The organism is Variovorax sp. W1I1 (assembly GCF_030815625.1).
In the GTDB taxonomy this organism is placed as follows: domain Bacteria; phylum Pseudomonadota; class Gammaproteobacteria; order Burkholderiales; family Burkholderiaceae_C; genus Variovorax; species Variovorax paradoxus_C.
Genome location: NZ_JAUSWZ010000001.1, coordinates 2,268,756 through 2,282,093, shown reverse-complemented (window position 1 = coordinate 2,282,093; position 13,338 = coordinate 2,268,756). Strand labels below are relative to the sequence as shown.

Sequence of the window (13,338 nt, the reverse complement as noted above, 5' to 3'; positions counted from 1 at the left end):
CGCTGGATCATCTGTGGGGTGTTAAAGATGATCCGGACAAGGTAGCGGCCGTCCTGATCTCAGGCTCACTGTTCTCTCGCTTTGAAAGCAGCCGAAAGCACACGCCTGATAGGTGGCCACGCTCAATGTGCGTCGAACCTCTCAGAGAATGGGCGTACTCTTGCTGGCGAGACCCCGGTACTCGGTGGGGATGGCACTACGCCAGCACGTCCGTTCTGCCTTACCAAAGCTGGGACCATGTGTACGCGATCGACAGCATGGCCGCACTAATCCGCTACCTGGCGGAAGAACACGCCGCCCTCCTCCTGAAATACCGCCCCGTGGTCATCAACTACGTAGCCGACTCCAAGCCCGCGCTACGCGCAATCTAAGGGACACAACATGCCTGAGAACAAGCGGCACCACTATGTGCCGCGTTTCTATCTCAAGCATTTTTCGCCCGACGGTAAGTCAGTCAGTCTTTTCAATTGCAAGCTTGCGCGAACCATCCCGGTCGCTTCGTACAAAGCACAGTGCTATCGAGACTACTTTTACGGCAAAGATCAGGTACTCGAAAAGATCCTTGCCGAGATGGAGGGCGAATCTGCGACCACCCTTGGTTCGATCATCGATAGCGAAACTTTGCCCACGGGCGCTCAGGCCGAGCAGTTAGCTGTATTCCTCATGGCTCAGCATGGCCGGACACCGGCAGCCGCAGCCTTGGTGGCAATGATCGGCGACAAAATGGATGCAGCTCTTGGAGAGTTGACTGCAGGCGCGGATCTAGCCGGAGAAATACCAAGCTTTCGGGATGTCGATCCGCTCCTGTTGTCTGTTCATTTGTCAATCAAAGCGTACAGAACGTTGGCTGATCTCGAAGCTCGCTTGTTGATGGCGCCTCCAGCCTGCGAGTTCGTCACCTCAGACATGCCCGTGGTCTTCTACAACCAGCTATTCGCGTACCGACCTCGAGCTGATGCAGCTGCGCCAGGTTGGCTTGGTTTTCAACTTTTCTTTCCCATAGCACCTCGGCTGACTCTCATGCTGTTCGATCCGCACGTTTACTCAGTTGCGCCGAACAGCCCAAATAAGGGGCTCATTCAACTGACCTCTCCGCGGGATGTCGACCAGCTGAATGGGCTACAGATAGCTTCTGCAGAGGAAAACGTCTATTTCCACAACCGATCGCTCGATGTCGAACGACTTCACCGACTATTTGGGAAGTTTCGCGCGGCTGTGCCCGACGTTGATGCGGCAGCGATTCAGGACGGCGAAAAATCCGGTCTCATTGCGGTTCAGATTGGAGGCGTGCGGACCAAGTTGGAGTTGACCTTCATGACGATCAGATCGCGCGCAAAGAAGTACCGGACCGCGTTTCAGCAGCAGCGCTATCAACCCGCGGTAGTGCGTCGGCCCACAGTCGCCGAATGGCGAGATGAACATGAGTCGAAAGAGGAATAGAGAGCGTCCGCTCTTCTGCGAGAGCCGCACACTCAGGATCATTCCATCGAGCGAAGCCGCTGCAGTGCCAGATTAACCAACATGGCAATGGCGGCCTCAACGCTAAGGACCTCTTCAGATCTGCCGATTCGCGCGCCTCCTGCCGGCCGCCGCCGACAGTTTTTCCGGCGAGCCCCACGTTGCTTCGCTGCCGCTCGCCGCCCAAGCCTATGCCGGCGCGTGCTTAGTAGTGAGCATCCGCAACGGCGACATCATTGGCACACGCTGTGGCACCGTCAGCATCGACAACGTTGCGCAGATAGTCGAGGACTCCAGTGCGTTCGCACAAAGCAAGAAGCTGGTCGAGCGTCATCCGTTCCTGACGGGGCTACTTGGACCGTCGATTGTTTGGAAGATGCGATCCGGCAGAGTGTTTAAGCTAAATTCCCCTTCGGCGCAAGCATCTCTCTTGCCCGCAAACTTCCCAGAACTTCCGCAGCCCGTAGCAGCGTCATCGAGCGTTCGCGATTATTTCGCTGTTCCAGCGTCGCGAGCTCCACCAGTGCTTGCGCACTCAGTCCTTGTGCAGCCAATTCGAGGATTTGCAGCCGGTCAAAGCCAAGCGGATTTTCATAGCGGGTCTGTTCGTACATCTCCCAGAGTGCATCCGCATGCCCGGACTCGCCAGCACGGTGGAGCATCTGCAATGCTTCGGTTTTAGTCACGCCAAATCGCGCGTCCCAACAACAGCGCGCGCCAGCGGTGTACAGGTCGTCCGCGCTAGTCAGCGTCGGATGCATATCTCTCGCTCGCCGAATCCAGTTGACCACGATTTCCGCATCCGGCGCGACGCCGCCATTCCCGATGTCGTAAACCGATATGAAGTGAAGCATGGCGCCGTAGGAACCACGCTCAGCCAGAGCTTCGAGCACGGTGCGACCCAATGCGGCCACATCGGCCTCTTCATTACAAGCAAGCCAGTAGGCGTGTTCGACCGTTGTACTTGAGTTCATTCACGTCCCTTTGGCATGCCGCTCATTATCCGAGGCAGCGTCAGTCGGAGTCTGCGGTTTTGCAAGCGATTACTGAGTTTTCCGTCATTGAAGACTTGGATCTGCGCACGCTTGATGTACTGCTTTTCACCCGCAGTGAGTTTGTCCAGTGCGTCTTTAAACGGGCCAGCACACAACTTCTCATCTCCAGGATAAACAGCAAAAGAACCCGTCAACAATCGCGGCCCTTCGCTCTTCCCAATGAACGTGTGCACATGATGACCTGCACCCGTTTTTGAGCCGTGCTCTGCGCGGAAGTCAGTCGCCGGAGGGCCGGGATAGGCGACGATGGACACGGGGCCAACGTTGTAGATGGTTTCCAATCCCTCGGGGTCCGTGAACAACAACGGGTTGAGCTCAGCATAGCCAAATCGATTCCACCCTCCGTCTAGGCCAATGGGATCAGGCTGGCTGTATCGCCCCATCCTCGCGTCATAGCTCCTGAAGTAGTTGTAGAACAACCCCGACTCCTCATCCGCATACTGCCCCGGATACCGCAGGTTGAACTTCACCACCGAGATCCCCGTCGTGCCCGGATTCGGCGTCACTTCCAGATTCGCAAACCGGTTCTTCGCCACCGTCGGCTTGTCTTCCCCGAACGCGCTGTAGCCCCACTGCCAGACCGCTTGCCCGTCTGCGTTCGTGAGCCTGCGCGGCGTGTTCAGGTGATCGCTGTGCACCGCATACGTGGCGCCGTCGATTACCGCCGCAATCGGCATCGGCCCGTTGGCCGTGGGCAGGTAGATGTACTGCGCCTGGCCCGCGCTGTTCGTGCCGCCGCTGCCCACCTCTGCGATGAGCGTGCCCTGTTCGTCGTAGACATACGCATAGCCCAATTGCTCCCCTTGCGTGGTGCTTGGGCTCCACAACTTGGTGAAGAACGCGATCAGGCTCTGCATGAAGCCCGGGTCGGCCTCGTCGCCCTGGCTGGGCGGGTACAGCGGCTCGGTCTTGAAGACGCGCTGGCCCAGAGCGTTGTGCGCGTAGCGCGTGGTCGGGCTGGTGTCGGTGGCGCCCGTGGTGGAAGCGGCCAGGCGGCCTTCCGTGTCATAGGTGTAGCTGCGCAGGCCATCGCCGAGCAGGTCGCCATTGGCGTTGTAGCCGTAGGTGACGCTGGTGTTGCTCGCGCCGTTGATGCTCTGGGTGAATCCCGAGAGGCGATTGCTCGTGGCGCCCACCGTGTAGGTGCGGCTGGTGCTCAGGCTGCCGAGCACGCGCGTGCTGCTCGAGCGGTTGCCGTTGGCGTCGTAGCCGAAGCCTGCGGTGTTGCCGGTGGCGTTGAAGCCGGTGATTCGGCCCACCGGGTTGTAGCCGACGGTCCAGGTGACGTTGCCGCTGCCAATGGTGCTGTGCGTGGGGTCGGTGTCGCCAGGCTGGTACAGGTTCTGCGTCAGGCTGGTGATGCGGCCGGCGGCGTCGTAGACGTAGCTGCTGAAATCCGTCGCCGTCATGCGGCCCGCGGTGTCATAGCTGCGGCTCGCGGCAGTCGCCGGGCTCGCGAAGGCCCATGTCCACGCGGTGGGTTGGCCCAGCGGGTTCCATGCGACGTTGGTGACGAGCGGCGTGCCGTTCAGGCTCAGGCCCGTGAGGCGGCCGGTGCTGTCGTACAGGTGCGTGAGCGTCGGGCCGGCGGGATAGATGATCGCCGCCAGCGTGCCGTTGGCGTTGTACTCGTACTTGACCTGCTGCACGCTGCCCGTACTCGCGCCTGTCGCCAGCGTCTGCTTCTTCAAGGTCACGCGGCCGAAGGCATCGCGCGTGTACTCGGTGGTGCCGCTGCGGTCGATGATCTCCGAGAGATAACCCTTGCTGTTGGCTGTGAGGTCGTAGCGCAGCGTGGTGGTCTTGCCGTCGGCGAAGACGAGGCTGGTGGGGCGGCCCAATGCATCGCGCGTGATCGTCGTCGCCTGGCCGAGCGCGTCGGTGATCTGGCTGGGGAGGCCGAGGTTGTCGTACTGGGTGCTGGCGGTGCCGATGTCGGTGCTGGCTTCAGAGGTCGCATTGCCTTGGGCGTCGCGGGCGTAGGTGGTGGCCACGCCCTTGAAGTCCTTGGCTTCGGTGATGGCGTCGAGGGCGTTGTACTTCAGCGTGGCGGTTGCGTTGGCCGCATCGGTCACGGCCTTGACGCGGCGCAGGCCGTCGAGGCCGTAGTTGGTGCTCTGGTTCAGGCCGTTGGTTGTTTGAATCAATTCGCCGTTGGCGTCGTAGCCGAATGAATTGGTCTGATTCGGGCCTTCGGTCTTGGTGCTGAGGCGGTTGATGTTGTTGATCGTGCGCGCCGTGCTCCACGCGATGTTGCCGGCGCTGTCCTTGATCTGCTCGGCGGTGCGGTTGCCCATGCCGTCGAGGGTGTAGGTGCCGGACTCGCCGCGGTTGTTGCTCCAGCCCGTGAGGCGGTGGGCGGCGTCGTAGGTGTAAGTGAGCACGAGGCCGGCGGGCAGCGTGATGGTCTCGACGGTGCCGAAGGGCTTGTAGGTGAGCGTGGTGGTTTGGCCGCCGACGGTCTGGGTCAGCAGGCGGTCGCGGGCGTCGTAGGTGTAGGTGGTGACCAGGCCGTTGGGGGCTGTGGTGCTGACGACCCGGTTGGCGCTGTCGTAGGCGTAGCTGGTGACGTGGCCCAGCGCGTTGGTCGATGTGAGAACGTTGCCTCGGGTGTCGTAGGTGTAGCTCGTGACCGCGCCGTTGGGTTCGGTGGCTGTGGCGACGAGTTGCTGGGCGTTGTAGGCCCACTGCCAGAGTTGGGCCTTGTTGGTGGCCGTGTCTGTGATGGTCTTCGACAAGGGGTTGCCGAAGGCGTCGTAGGCGTAGGCGGTGGTGCGGCCGGGCTCTGCGACCATTACGGGCAACGAGAACGTCGCATGCCATTGAGTTGTTACTGTCCGGGCATCGGGGGTGCCGGAGGCGTGGACCACAGTGGTGGGCAGACGGCGAGCAATGTCCCAAGTATTGCTGGTGATAACGCCCTTGAAATCGGTCTCACTGACAATCAGGCCATTGGTATCTTGTACGCGGCTGGCCGCATCGCTTTTGCCTACGCCCGAGGGCAACCAGCTTCCAGTCACCGCAAGCTTGCCCTGCGTAATTCCGTAGCTGTAGTTTCGACTAGTGCCCAGAGGATCGACAACCCGGGCCGTGTCCGCCGCCAGATAGCTGACTTGATAATTATTGACGGCTCCGGCAAGTTGGGTTCGGATCGCGCGACCTGTGCCGTCATATGCAAAGGTGCCCCAACGAACACCGCTCTCGTCGACGATGCCGGTCAGTCCCTGGGGAAACGACGCATTCTCGTAGACAAAGCTGCGCGCCTTGCCATCGGGATAAACGACCGAACTCAGTCGAGCGGTGCTGTCGTAGGTATACGCGACGACGCGAGCATCTGGAGTTGTAAAGCTGACCAGTTGCCCAGCAGGGCTGTAAACGAAAGTTATGGAGCGGCCAAAGCCATTCGCAACGTTGGCGAGTTGGGCGAAATCGTTGTAGCTGTATGTAGTAACCCAGCCGTTGCGGTCTATGACAGTCTGTAATTTCCCTGCTTCATCAAAACTGAGCGTAGCGTCATCATCAGCGCGACGATATATCCATATCCCGGATGAGTTCTGCACCAGCGTGTCAGCGCTGTCGTTGGCACTCCACGTGGTGGCTCCTGTCGGCCTTCCGAAAGTTCGGACATAGCCTTCGCTAGTGATGATTGCAACGCCAAGAGGAGAAGTGGTAGGCGTCGCAACCAGCTTGGTGCTGTGGTTGTGCGACCAGACTTGGCCCAATGGATTGCCAATGCGAGTTGGGTCGCCTGCCCAGTTGCTGCGGTAAGTGCGCGTGAAAGACAAGGCGTTGGGACCAGCCTCTGACCAGTCTGTCTCGGAACGGTACTTTTCTCCCGTGGCGGGGAAAATAGGGCTGCCTTCAAAAGCACCGTCCGATTGGCGGGAGCACATACTCGGCGCGGGCGCCGCAATAACGCAGTACGTACGAGTGCCGTCTTCTTGGGCTTTCTTATCGCAAGCGCAGATACTTGGATCGGTCGGGGAGGCAGTGCTATTTGCTGGGCACTGACGCCAACGTCTTGATCCGCCAAGATCATTCACTTGTCCCACGTTCCAAGGGCCGCTGACGATCGTCACGCGGCAATGCAAAGGCCCCGTCAAGACGGATATGCGCGTCCACAAATGATCATATGCGGTGAGCCGATCCGGCATTGCAGCACAGGCTTCAACGTCAGACGGATACCAGATGAGCGGCAATCCTGAAACATCGAATGCATATTCGGCTCCTCGTTGTATTCCGGCCGATGCGGGGAACACAAACAGAGCAGTAACGATAGCCAAGGACGTTGAGATGATCAACCGGAAGAGATGAAGCGTGCCATCCCCAGTATCGAGAGAGCGATCAAGATCCGGTGGAGTTCTTCTGCCTGAGTTGATTCGAAAATGGTGACCTAGAGTCACTTTCATACAGCTCGCTAAGCCGGGGGATGCCAACCGCGACAAACGGCATCGCAATGTTTTCAGTACCCTCATCGCACTCCCCCTCATGCTTTCTCGTTAGCGTATCTGAGCGCCAGTAGCCGCCTGGCTTTCGTGAGCCATGACGATCAGCGGTCGATCCCCCCGAAGTGATGTCACGCAACGCGCTCTATACAAGTTGTTTCAGACTAGCTGAAAGGCCACGTGCGAACAACGACAGATCAGCGGAACCTGAATTCCTGATTGCGAGCTGAACATGAAAGTACTCAGCGATTGCGCCTTGCGTTGTTGCTCGACGACAAGAGCGGCTCGAGCGAGCGTCCGGGCCACCCGCCCTGCGGCAGTCAGTGGGGCCGTTCCCTCCCGGCGGCCGCGTCACGCCCGCGGTCGCCCAGTGATTCAGTCTCAGGGCCGGTCTCTCGGGCAAACGGAGTACGGGCATGTCTGAGAACAGACCGCAAGCAGACAGCGTTTGCTGGTAACAGCGAAATAACTGCGGCGAATCGAGACCAATACGCGCGCGCGAGAGCTTTTGCTGGTTTTGTCAGTGCCCCGGGGGCACCTTTTTGAATTTCTAGCGGTCGTCCGGGGAAGTTCCTTGAACATAGGAAGACCGGTAGCGACCGACGTCGAGCCCTACACACGGGCTGCCCCTGTTATTAAAAGTTATGGTTGCGGGAGTTGAACCTAGCCCCGTTCGACGCATTTAATAGTGCGAAGTGCTGTGTGGTGCAACGTTCCGCGCGCGCGAGGCCTCGATGACATCGCGTAGCAGTCTCCCCTGCTTTACGGGCTGGACGCATGGAGGCCTTGCCCCCGTACCACTGAATGCTGCTCATGCCTTCGGCTCGCCCAGCATCCCGCGTATCTGCTCGCCTGCATTGGAGCCGCCTTGTGTGTCGGTGAAGTCGTCACCGATGAGGGCACAGGCTTCGACTACGCAGTAGCACAGCGCAATGATGGTGGGGGGGAGCCGTCCGTCTGGGTCGAAGAGATCAAATGCCCCGCTACGTACTGCCATCCATTTAAAGAGGGCTTCGGGTCCATCTTGCTCCTGGTCATGCTGGACGGTGGGTTTCTCGCTAGCCATTTCTGATCCTGCCTCGATTTCGCGTACATCAAGTCATGCAGCCAATCGAGCATTCTCCCATGCGCCATGCGCCATGCGCCATGCGCCATGCGCCATGCGCCATGCGCCATGCGCCAGGAAGCCTTTGGCCGAACGCAGCCCACCGTAAAGGCTCTTTCCGAACAGATACGGACAACTTGCTCGTCGCTGGTGGCCTTCCCCTACCCGTTGTGACCGGAGCGATTGTGTTCGCTGAGAACAGCAAGAAAACAGCGAAATCGACGTCCTGCGAGCGCAGTCAAGGGGGCTTTTGTCAGTTTTGACAGGGCTCTGGTGGGGGCCTTTTGAATTTTGTCAGGCCCTAAAGGCCAGTACAGGCCGCTCGTCGAGTCCTTCGCGGAGTCGCATGCGCGCGAGGCCCTTGTTAGTGAAAGTTAGCCTCGAGGTAAATAATCTTTACAAAGGTGCCGCGATGAGCCCATCAACTCACTCGGTATGCGATGTATGCCAACACAGCCAGACAGCCACAGAGCAGCAGCCTCACCTGATGCAGCAACTTCAAAGCTGGTAGCTGGATGTTCAGGATCGCAGCGGCATCTTCTCTGGCGTGGCATGCAGCTTTCATCCCTTGCTGCGGGGAGTAGACGAGATCGCCCTCTTCGTTCCGACTCGGCATGAGCCCATCAGTGATAGCCGACTGATGCGCAGCCAGCCCAGCCGAGAAGAAGGTTCGCTCGGCAGCACCGGCCTTCATCCCCTCTTCCATCTGCTTGACGAACTGAGCTTCATTGTCTTGATCGAGTTTTGCGTAGTTCACATTCATAGCGTTCTCCATGGGCTGGATTCTCCGGTGAACTTAGAAAATCTCCCAGCTTAAGAAGCGTTCTGTCTCGCGTACATGGAGACAGGGAACGCCAGCGAGGCCTACCGACGCTGCTACAGCGCTGGCCGCATGAAGCCCGAGTCCGTGAACCGGGAAGCGAAAGCGCTCACAGACAACCCCAAGATCGCCGCAAGGCTTGCGGAGCTTCGTGCGCCGGTCGTTGAAGCCTCGCAGATGACGCTTGAAAGCCACCTGCAGCGGCTGGCAGACCTGAGCGACAAGGCGGAGAAGGCCGAGAAGTACGCCGCAGCAGTTGCTGCTGAGATCGCTCGCGGCAAGGCAAGCGGGCTGTACGTCGAGAAGACAGAGATTACAGGCGCAAACGGTGGCCCTGTGGACATGAACTGGACCGTTGAGTTCGTCAAGCGGGCGCGGGTGGATTCAGGGCCGGAGTCGATGCACCAATCGATGTCTGCCATGGCTTCGGCAATGTTCCTCGGCCTTGTCTGAAAACAATCAAACCCAATCAAAGTGAGGCTGCGCCTACTGCATATGCTTCGGATGGACAACGCCCAGCCCGAGGAAGTCACAATGCCGCCATGCCCGACATCACATCAATCCTCAAAGCAGAAATCTCTCGCGTAGCTCGAAAAGAGGTTCGCGTAGAGATTGAAACGCTCAAGAAGGCCTCGACAAGCCATCGCTCGGCAATTGCGGATCTGCGCCGGCAGGTTAGCGCGCTGGAGAAGGAATTACGACGCGTCAACAAGGGCGCTGCCCGCCAAGCCGCGGTCGAAACACCGGACGATGCAAAGGGCTCAGACACAAAGCGCCGATTCAGCGCTACTCGGCTGGCAGCACATCGGGCAAAACTGGGACTTTCCGCCGCGAGCTATGGAACGCTTGTCGGCGTTTCGGGCCAGACGATCTATCACTGGGAGCAAGGCAAGGCGCGTCCACGCGCGGCGCAGCTTGAAAGTCTGGCTTCAGTGCGAGGCCTCGGCGCGCGTGACATTGCGGAGCGCTTGGCCGCTCAATAATCCAGCCGTTTGACGGCTACTGTAGAGCGCACATCACTCGCAGTCAGTCGTCACGACACAGCCGCGGGCGACCTCCTCATACGTCCAGGGACCAATGGAGGGTGGTTGACCCTGAATGCAGGGCCGAAGTGACGAGTTTTGCCGAGCTATTGCTAGTAGCCATGGCTACTAGCAATCAGGCGCACGGACCAAGACCCATGATTTTTGAGAGTTGTTACCAGAATTCTTAGCAGCTATTAGCCACTTGGGCGAAAGCCGCGGGAGATTCTGGTTTTTCTACGGCAATTCGCGAGTTTTCAGCCCGGCACAGGGTGCGTGTCTAAGCCGCATCGCGTCAACGTTTGCAGCAGGCTGTCGGGACCAACTAGATGCAGAGCGCCGACAACAAGAAGCCGTCGCTTATCCGATGGACCTCTGGCCGCTATGGTGTGAGCCCAGTTCTCGTTTCGAGCTGAAAAGAAGGCGTGCCGCATTGACGGCATGGATCCGAGCGGGCTTTCACGTTGAATCGCTTCAAGGGCTCCAGCGTCGCCCTTATTCCATGCTGAATGCAGAGCGCAGAGGTTAGCTTCCATTTGGGCCATCGCGGCGTCCATCACGGTGTGGGCCGCGGCAATGGAGGAAGCGGGCACCGCATCAAAGAGATCGCCTACCGACTTTCCAGTCTCTAAGTACGTCATCGCGGGCCTGGAGGTGGCAGCAAGGGCGTTCGCAAACAGGACTTCAACGCCTGGGAGCACCGCAATGCTTCGGAACCCTTGGCCGAGTTTCATGAATAGAGCTCCCCAAGGTTTCAGCGCCTTGGTGTGAGCGTCATGGAAACACGCAATCAGTTCCGCCGAATCGTGTTCCTTCTCAATCAATTCCGACCAATGGAAAGCGTCCCAAACCCACGAAGGAACAGCGCTTGTGCCCGCTGGAAAAACGTGGATGGCTCCAAGGATTCGTGTGTTCGTTCCAGCTATGTCGTAGTACATGGAGCGCTCAGAAGCCTATGTGGTGGGACGGCGTATGGACTGCCGAGGATCAGGATGCCACTCGGTGTTGAGGCTCGGATTGTCCGGTGCGACTCATGCCGTGGCAAACGAAAGCACCACGGAGACGCTGTACCGGTGGCTACATGGCGGCTACATGAGCGCCGAAAGCACGAAGCCAAAAGAAAAGCCGCTATTGATTAAATAGCGGCCTATCTAGTAGCCATGTGGCTTGCGGTTGGTAGGACGTACTGGATTCGAACCAGTGACCAACGGATTAAAAGTCCGCTGCTCTACCAACTGAGCTAACGTCCCGGAACCATTTTTTGCTTCTTGCCGATGTTGAATCCGGCAAAGCCAAAGATTATAGCGTGGCGTTGCTCGCTATTTTGTCGAGAACCCAGCCTGCCGCACATTGTCCGAAGGTGGCCGTGACGCTCACCACTGAACCATAGCCATGGCAATTGAGCGAACCGTCGCCTTCTTCGATCGCGCAGGACGCATCGGGCGGCGCAACGCTCTCGCGGCTGAAGACGCAGGTCACACCGATCTTCTTGCCTTCGCGCGGCGCGCCATGTTCTTTGCGCAGGCGCTGGCGAAGCTGGGCGAGCAGCGGGTCATGCGTGACGAGCGAAAGATCGTCGATGTCGACCTTGTGCGCCTGCCGCTTGCCTCCTGCAGCACCCGCTGTGATGAATGCGGCATCACGCGATGCGCGTGCCCACGCGGCCATGGTCAGCTTGGCCTTCACCTGGTCGCACGCGTCGATGACGGCCGTGGCCGGGCCATTCGAGGCCTGTGCGGCATCGAGCAAAGCCGTCCAGTTGCCGGGTTCGACAAACTCGTCGAGCGCGAGCACCTTGCAGTCGGGATTGATCTGCGCGATGCGGTCGCGCATGGCCTCGACCTTGGCCTGCCCCACGGTCGCCTCGAGTGCGTGGATCTGCCGGTTGATGTTCGACTCCGACACATGATCGAGATCGACCAGCGTCAACCGCCCCACCCCGCTGCGCGCCAACGCCTCCACCGCCCATGAGCCCACGCCGCCGATGCCGGCGACGAGCACATGGGCGTTGCGGATGCGCGCGGCACCGGCCACGCCGTAGAGCCGCTCGAGGCCGCCGAAGCGGCGCGCAAAGTCAGACGCCGCGGTGTCGGTGACGACATCCGCGGCGACCGGTGTGAACGCTGCAGGAAGGGTTGCGCTCAAGCGGAGTGCCCCGCTGGCATCAGCGCAGGCGCGAGAGACGCTCGCGGCCCGCCTGTGCGGCTTCGGACTGGGGATAGGCCTTGGCCAGGTCTTCCAGCGTGCGGCGTGCCGAGCGCGTGTCCTTCAACTCGATCTGGCAGTTCGCGATCGACAGCACGGCCTCGGGGGCCTTGGCGTGATCGGGCGCGAGCGAGAGCATCGAGCGGAAATTCGCGATGGCCTCGTTGTAGTTGCGCGTGGCGTACTGCGCATTGCCAAGCCAGAACAGCGCCGAGGCGTTGTAGCCGCTTTGCGGGTAGCGCTTGACGAATTCGGCGAAGGCCGTTTGCGACTGCGCGAACTGGCCGGCACGGAAGATGCCGAGCGCAGCTTCGAAGTCGGCCTTTTCCTTGGGATCGGCGTTGAACTCGCGGCCGTCGACCGTCACCTTGGACGGCTCGTTCTGCCTGAGCTTGTCGTCGATGGTGGTCTGGCGCGACTGCATTTCGCTCAGCGTGCGCGTGAGCTGCTCGTTCTGGCCGGTCATGCGCGCCAGATCGCCACGCATCTGCTCGATCTGGTTTTGCAGGTCGAGCAGGCTGCGGCGCAACTGGCCGTTTTCGTCGGTCAGCCGCTGGTCGGTTTGCTGGCGCATGGCCTCGACGCGCTGGCGCAGGTCGAGGATGGCCTTGCGGGCCTCGTCATCCTCGAACAACGCGGCCTGCGAGCCCATCGAGACGCATAGCAGGGCGGCAGCCAGCGCCGCGCCCCGCAACAGAGCGCGTGGCATCACCGGGTGTAGCGGATTTCAGCGCGGCGGTTCTGTGCCCACGCCTCTTCGCCGCCACCTTGAACGGCCGGCTTTTCCTTGCCGAAGCTCACGGCTTCGATCTGGCTGTCGTTCACGCCCAGCAGGGTCAGTGCACGGCGAACGGCCTCGGCGCGCTTCTGGCCGAGGGCCAGGTTGTACTCACGGCCACCGCGCTCATCGGTATGGCCTTCGATCGAAATGCGACGCTGCGGTGCGCTCTTCAGGAAGCGGGCGTGGCCGTCGATGATCGACTGGAACTCGGGCTTGACCGTGTAGCTGTCGTAGTCGAAGTACACGATGCGAGCCACGCCGACCGGGCCTTGTGCCGTGGCCGCGCTCTGGTCAGCGTTGACCGGGGTCACCGTGCTGGCGCCGCCTTGCTGGCCAGCTGTGCCGCGGCCGTCGGTGACGGGCGTTTCGTTGAGCTTCGTGCCCGACGAGCAACCGGCGATGAGAGCCACGATGGCCAGCGAATAAATTGTGCGTTTCAACATTACG

10 protein-coding genes, 1 tRNA gene and 2 pseudogenes are annotated in these 13,338 nt (G+C 60.1%); 3 read left to right on the top strand and 10 right to left on the bottom strand.

What is annotated here, in order from left to right:
* The first annotated feature begins 381 nt into the window (after nucleotides 1–381).
* Nucleotides 382–1,440: a DUF4238 domain-containing protein gene (locus tag QFZ83_RS10840; RefSeq protein ID WP_307505988.1), complete on the top strand. Its 1,059-nt coding sequence runs from the start codon at nucleotides 382–384 to the stop codon at nucleotides 1,438–1,440.
* Nucleotides 1,441–1,853: 413 nt separating this feature from the next.
* On the opposite strand, the gene QFZ83_RS10835 is transcribed toward QFZ83_RS10840, so the two are convergent.
* The 5 genes and pseudogenes from QFZ83_RS10835 to QFZ83_RS10820 form a co-directional block, all read right to left on the bottom strand.
* On the bottom strand, nucleotides 1,854–2,432 hold the full coding sequence (locus QFZ83_RS10835; RefSeq protein WP_307505985.1) for a hypothetical protein: 579 nt from the start codon (nucleotides 2,430–2,432) through the stop codon (nucleotides 1,854–1,856).
* Nucleotides 2,429–5,308, bottom strand: a complete 2,880-nt coding sequence (locus QFZ83_RS10830; protein ID WP_307505982.1) for an RHS repeat-associated core domain-containing protein — start codon at nucleotides 5,306–5,308, stop codon at nucleotides 2,429–2,431. Before QFZ83_RS10830 ends, QFZ83_RS10835 begins: the two co-directional genes overlap by 4 nt.
* Before the next feature lie 468 nt (nucleotides 5,309–5,776).
* Nucleotides 5,777–6,406: pseudogene (locus tag QFZ83_RS32735) on the bottom strand (DUF6531 domain-containing protein); the annotation flags it as partial.
* Nucleotides 6,407–7,769: 1,363 nt separating this feature from the next.
* On the bottom strand, nucleotides 7,770–8,024 hold the full coding sequence (locus tag QFZ83_RS10825; RefSeq protein WP_307505979.1) for a hypothetical protein: 255 nt from the start codon (nucleotides 8,022–8,024) through the stop codon (nucleotides 7,770–7,772).
* A gap of 460 nt (nucleotides 8,025–8,484) precedes the next feature.
* Nucleotides 8,485–8,826, bottom strand: a complete 342-nt coding sequence (locus QFZ83_RS10820) for a hypothetical protein (RefSeq protein WP_307505976.1) — start codon at nucleotides 8,824–8,826, stop codon at nucleotides 8,485–8,487.
* Nucleotides 8,827–8,895: 69 nt separating this feature from the next.
* On the opposite strand from QFZ83_RS10820, the pseudogene QFZ83_RS10815 reads away from it, so the two are divergent.
* Both QFZ83_RS10815 and QFZ83_RS10810 read left to right on the top strand, forming a co-directional pair.
* Nucleotides 8,896–9,336 (top strand): annotated as a pseudogene (locus tag QFZ83_RS10815) (hypothetical protein); the annotation flags it as partial.
* Nucleotides 9,337–9,425: 89 nt separating this feature from the next.
* Nucleotides 9,426–9,866 carry a DNA-binding transcriptional regulator gene (locus QFZ83_RS10810; RefSeq protein WP_307505973.1) on the top strand — a complete coding sequence of 147 codons (441 nt, stop codon included), beginning with the start codon at nucleotides 9,426–9,428 and terminating at the stop codon, nucleotides 9,864–9,866.
* Between the two features lie 296 nt (nucleotides 9,867–10,162).
* Here the strand turns inward: QFZ83_RS10810 and QFZ83_RS10805 are convergent, their stop codons facing one another.
* The 5 genes from QFZ83_RS10805 to pal form a co-directional block, all read right to left on the bottom strand.
* Nucleotides 10,163–10,843 carry a TraB/GumN family protein gene (locus QFZ83_RS10805; protein WP_307505970.1) on the bottom strand — a complete coding sequence of 227 codons (681 nt, stop codon included), beginning with the start codon at nucleotides 10,841–10,843 and terminating at the stop codon, nucleotides 10,163–10,165.
* A gap of 236 nt (nucleotides 10,844–11,079) precedes the next feature.
* Nucleotides 11,080–11,155: transfer RNA gene (locus tag QFZ83_RS10800), tRNA-Lys, on the bottom strand.
* A gap of 49 nt (nucleotides 11,156–11,204) precedes the next feature.
* Entirely contained in the window at nucleotides 11,205–12,050 is an 846-nt protein-coding gene (locus tag QFZ83_RS10795; protein WP_307505967.1) for a tRNA threonylcarbamoyladenosine dehydratase, read from the bottom strand.
* Between the two features lie 19 nt (nucleotides 12,051–12,069).
* The gene (ybgF, locus tag QFZ83_RS10790) at nucleotides 12,070–12,819 is read right to left on the bottom strand and encodes a tol-pal system protein YbgF (RefSeq protein ID WP_013541146.1); all 750 of its coding nucleotides are present in this window, start codon (nucleotides 12,817–12,819) and stop codon (nucleotides 12,070–12,072) included.
* A complete protein-coding gene (pal, locus tag QFZ83_RS10785; protein ID WP_306879180.1) occupies nucleotides 12,819–13,334 on the bottom strand; it encodes a peptidoglycan-associated lipoprotein Pal in 516 nt (171 codons plus the stop codon). Before pal ends, ybgF begins: the two co-directional genes overlap by 1 nt.
* Nucleotides 13,335–13,338: the final 4 nt, after the last annotated feature.

Bases quoted from the DNA above. Each gene is read 5' to 3' on its own strand.
- QFZ83_RS10810 (WP_307505973.1), top strand. From the start codon at position 9,426: ATGCCCGACATCACATCAATCCTCAAAGCAGAAATCTCTCGCGTAGCT.
- QFZ83_RS10825 (WP_307505979.1), bottom strand. From the start codon at position 8,024: ATGGCTAGCGAGAAACCCACCGTCCAGCATGACCAGGAGCAAGATGGA.
- QFZ83_RS10830 (WP_307505982.1), bottom strand. From the start codon at position 5,308: ATGGTCGCAGAGCCCGGCCGCACCACCGCCTACGCCTACGACGCCTTC.
- QFZ83_RS10840 (WP_307505988.1), top strand. From the start codon at position 382: ATGCCTGAGAACAAGCGGCACCACTATGTGCCGCGTTTCTATCTCAAG.
- QFZ83_RS10835 (WP_307505985.1), bottom strand. From the start codon at position 2,432: ATGAACTCAAGTACAACGGTCGAACACGCCTACTGGCTTGCTTGTAAT.
- QFZ83_RS10820 (WP_307505976.1), bottom strand. From the start codon at position 8,826: ATGAATGTGAACTACGCAAAACTCGATCAAGACAATGAAGCTCAGTTC.
- QFZ83_RS10805 (WP_307505970.1), bottom strand. From the start codon at position 10,843: ATGTACTACGACATAGCTGGAACGAACACACGAATCCTTGGAGCCATC.
- pal (WP_306879180.1), bottom strand. From the start codon at position 13,334: ATGTTGAAACGCACAATTTATTCGCTGGCCATCGTGGCTCTCATCGCC.
- ybgF (WP_013541146.1), bottom strand. From the start codon at position 12,819: ATGCCACGCGCTCTGTTGCGGGGCGCGGCGCTGGCTGCCGCCCTGCTA.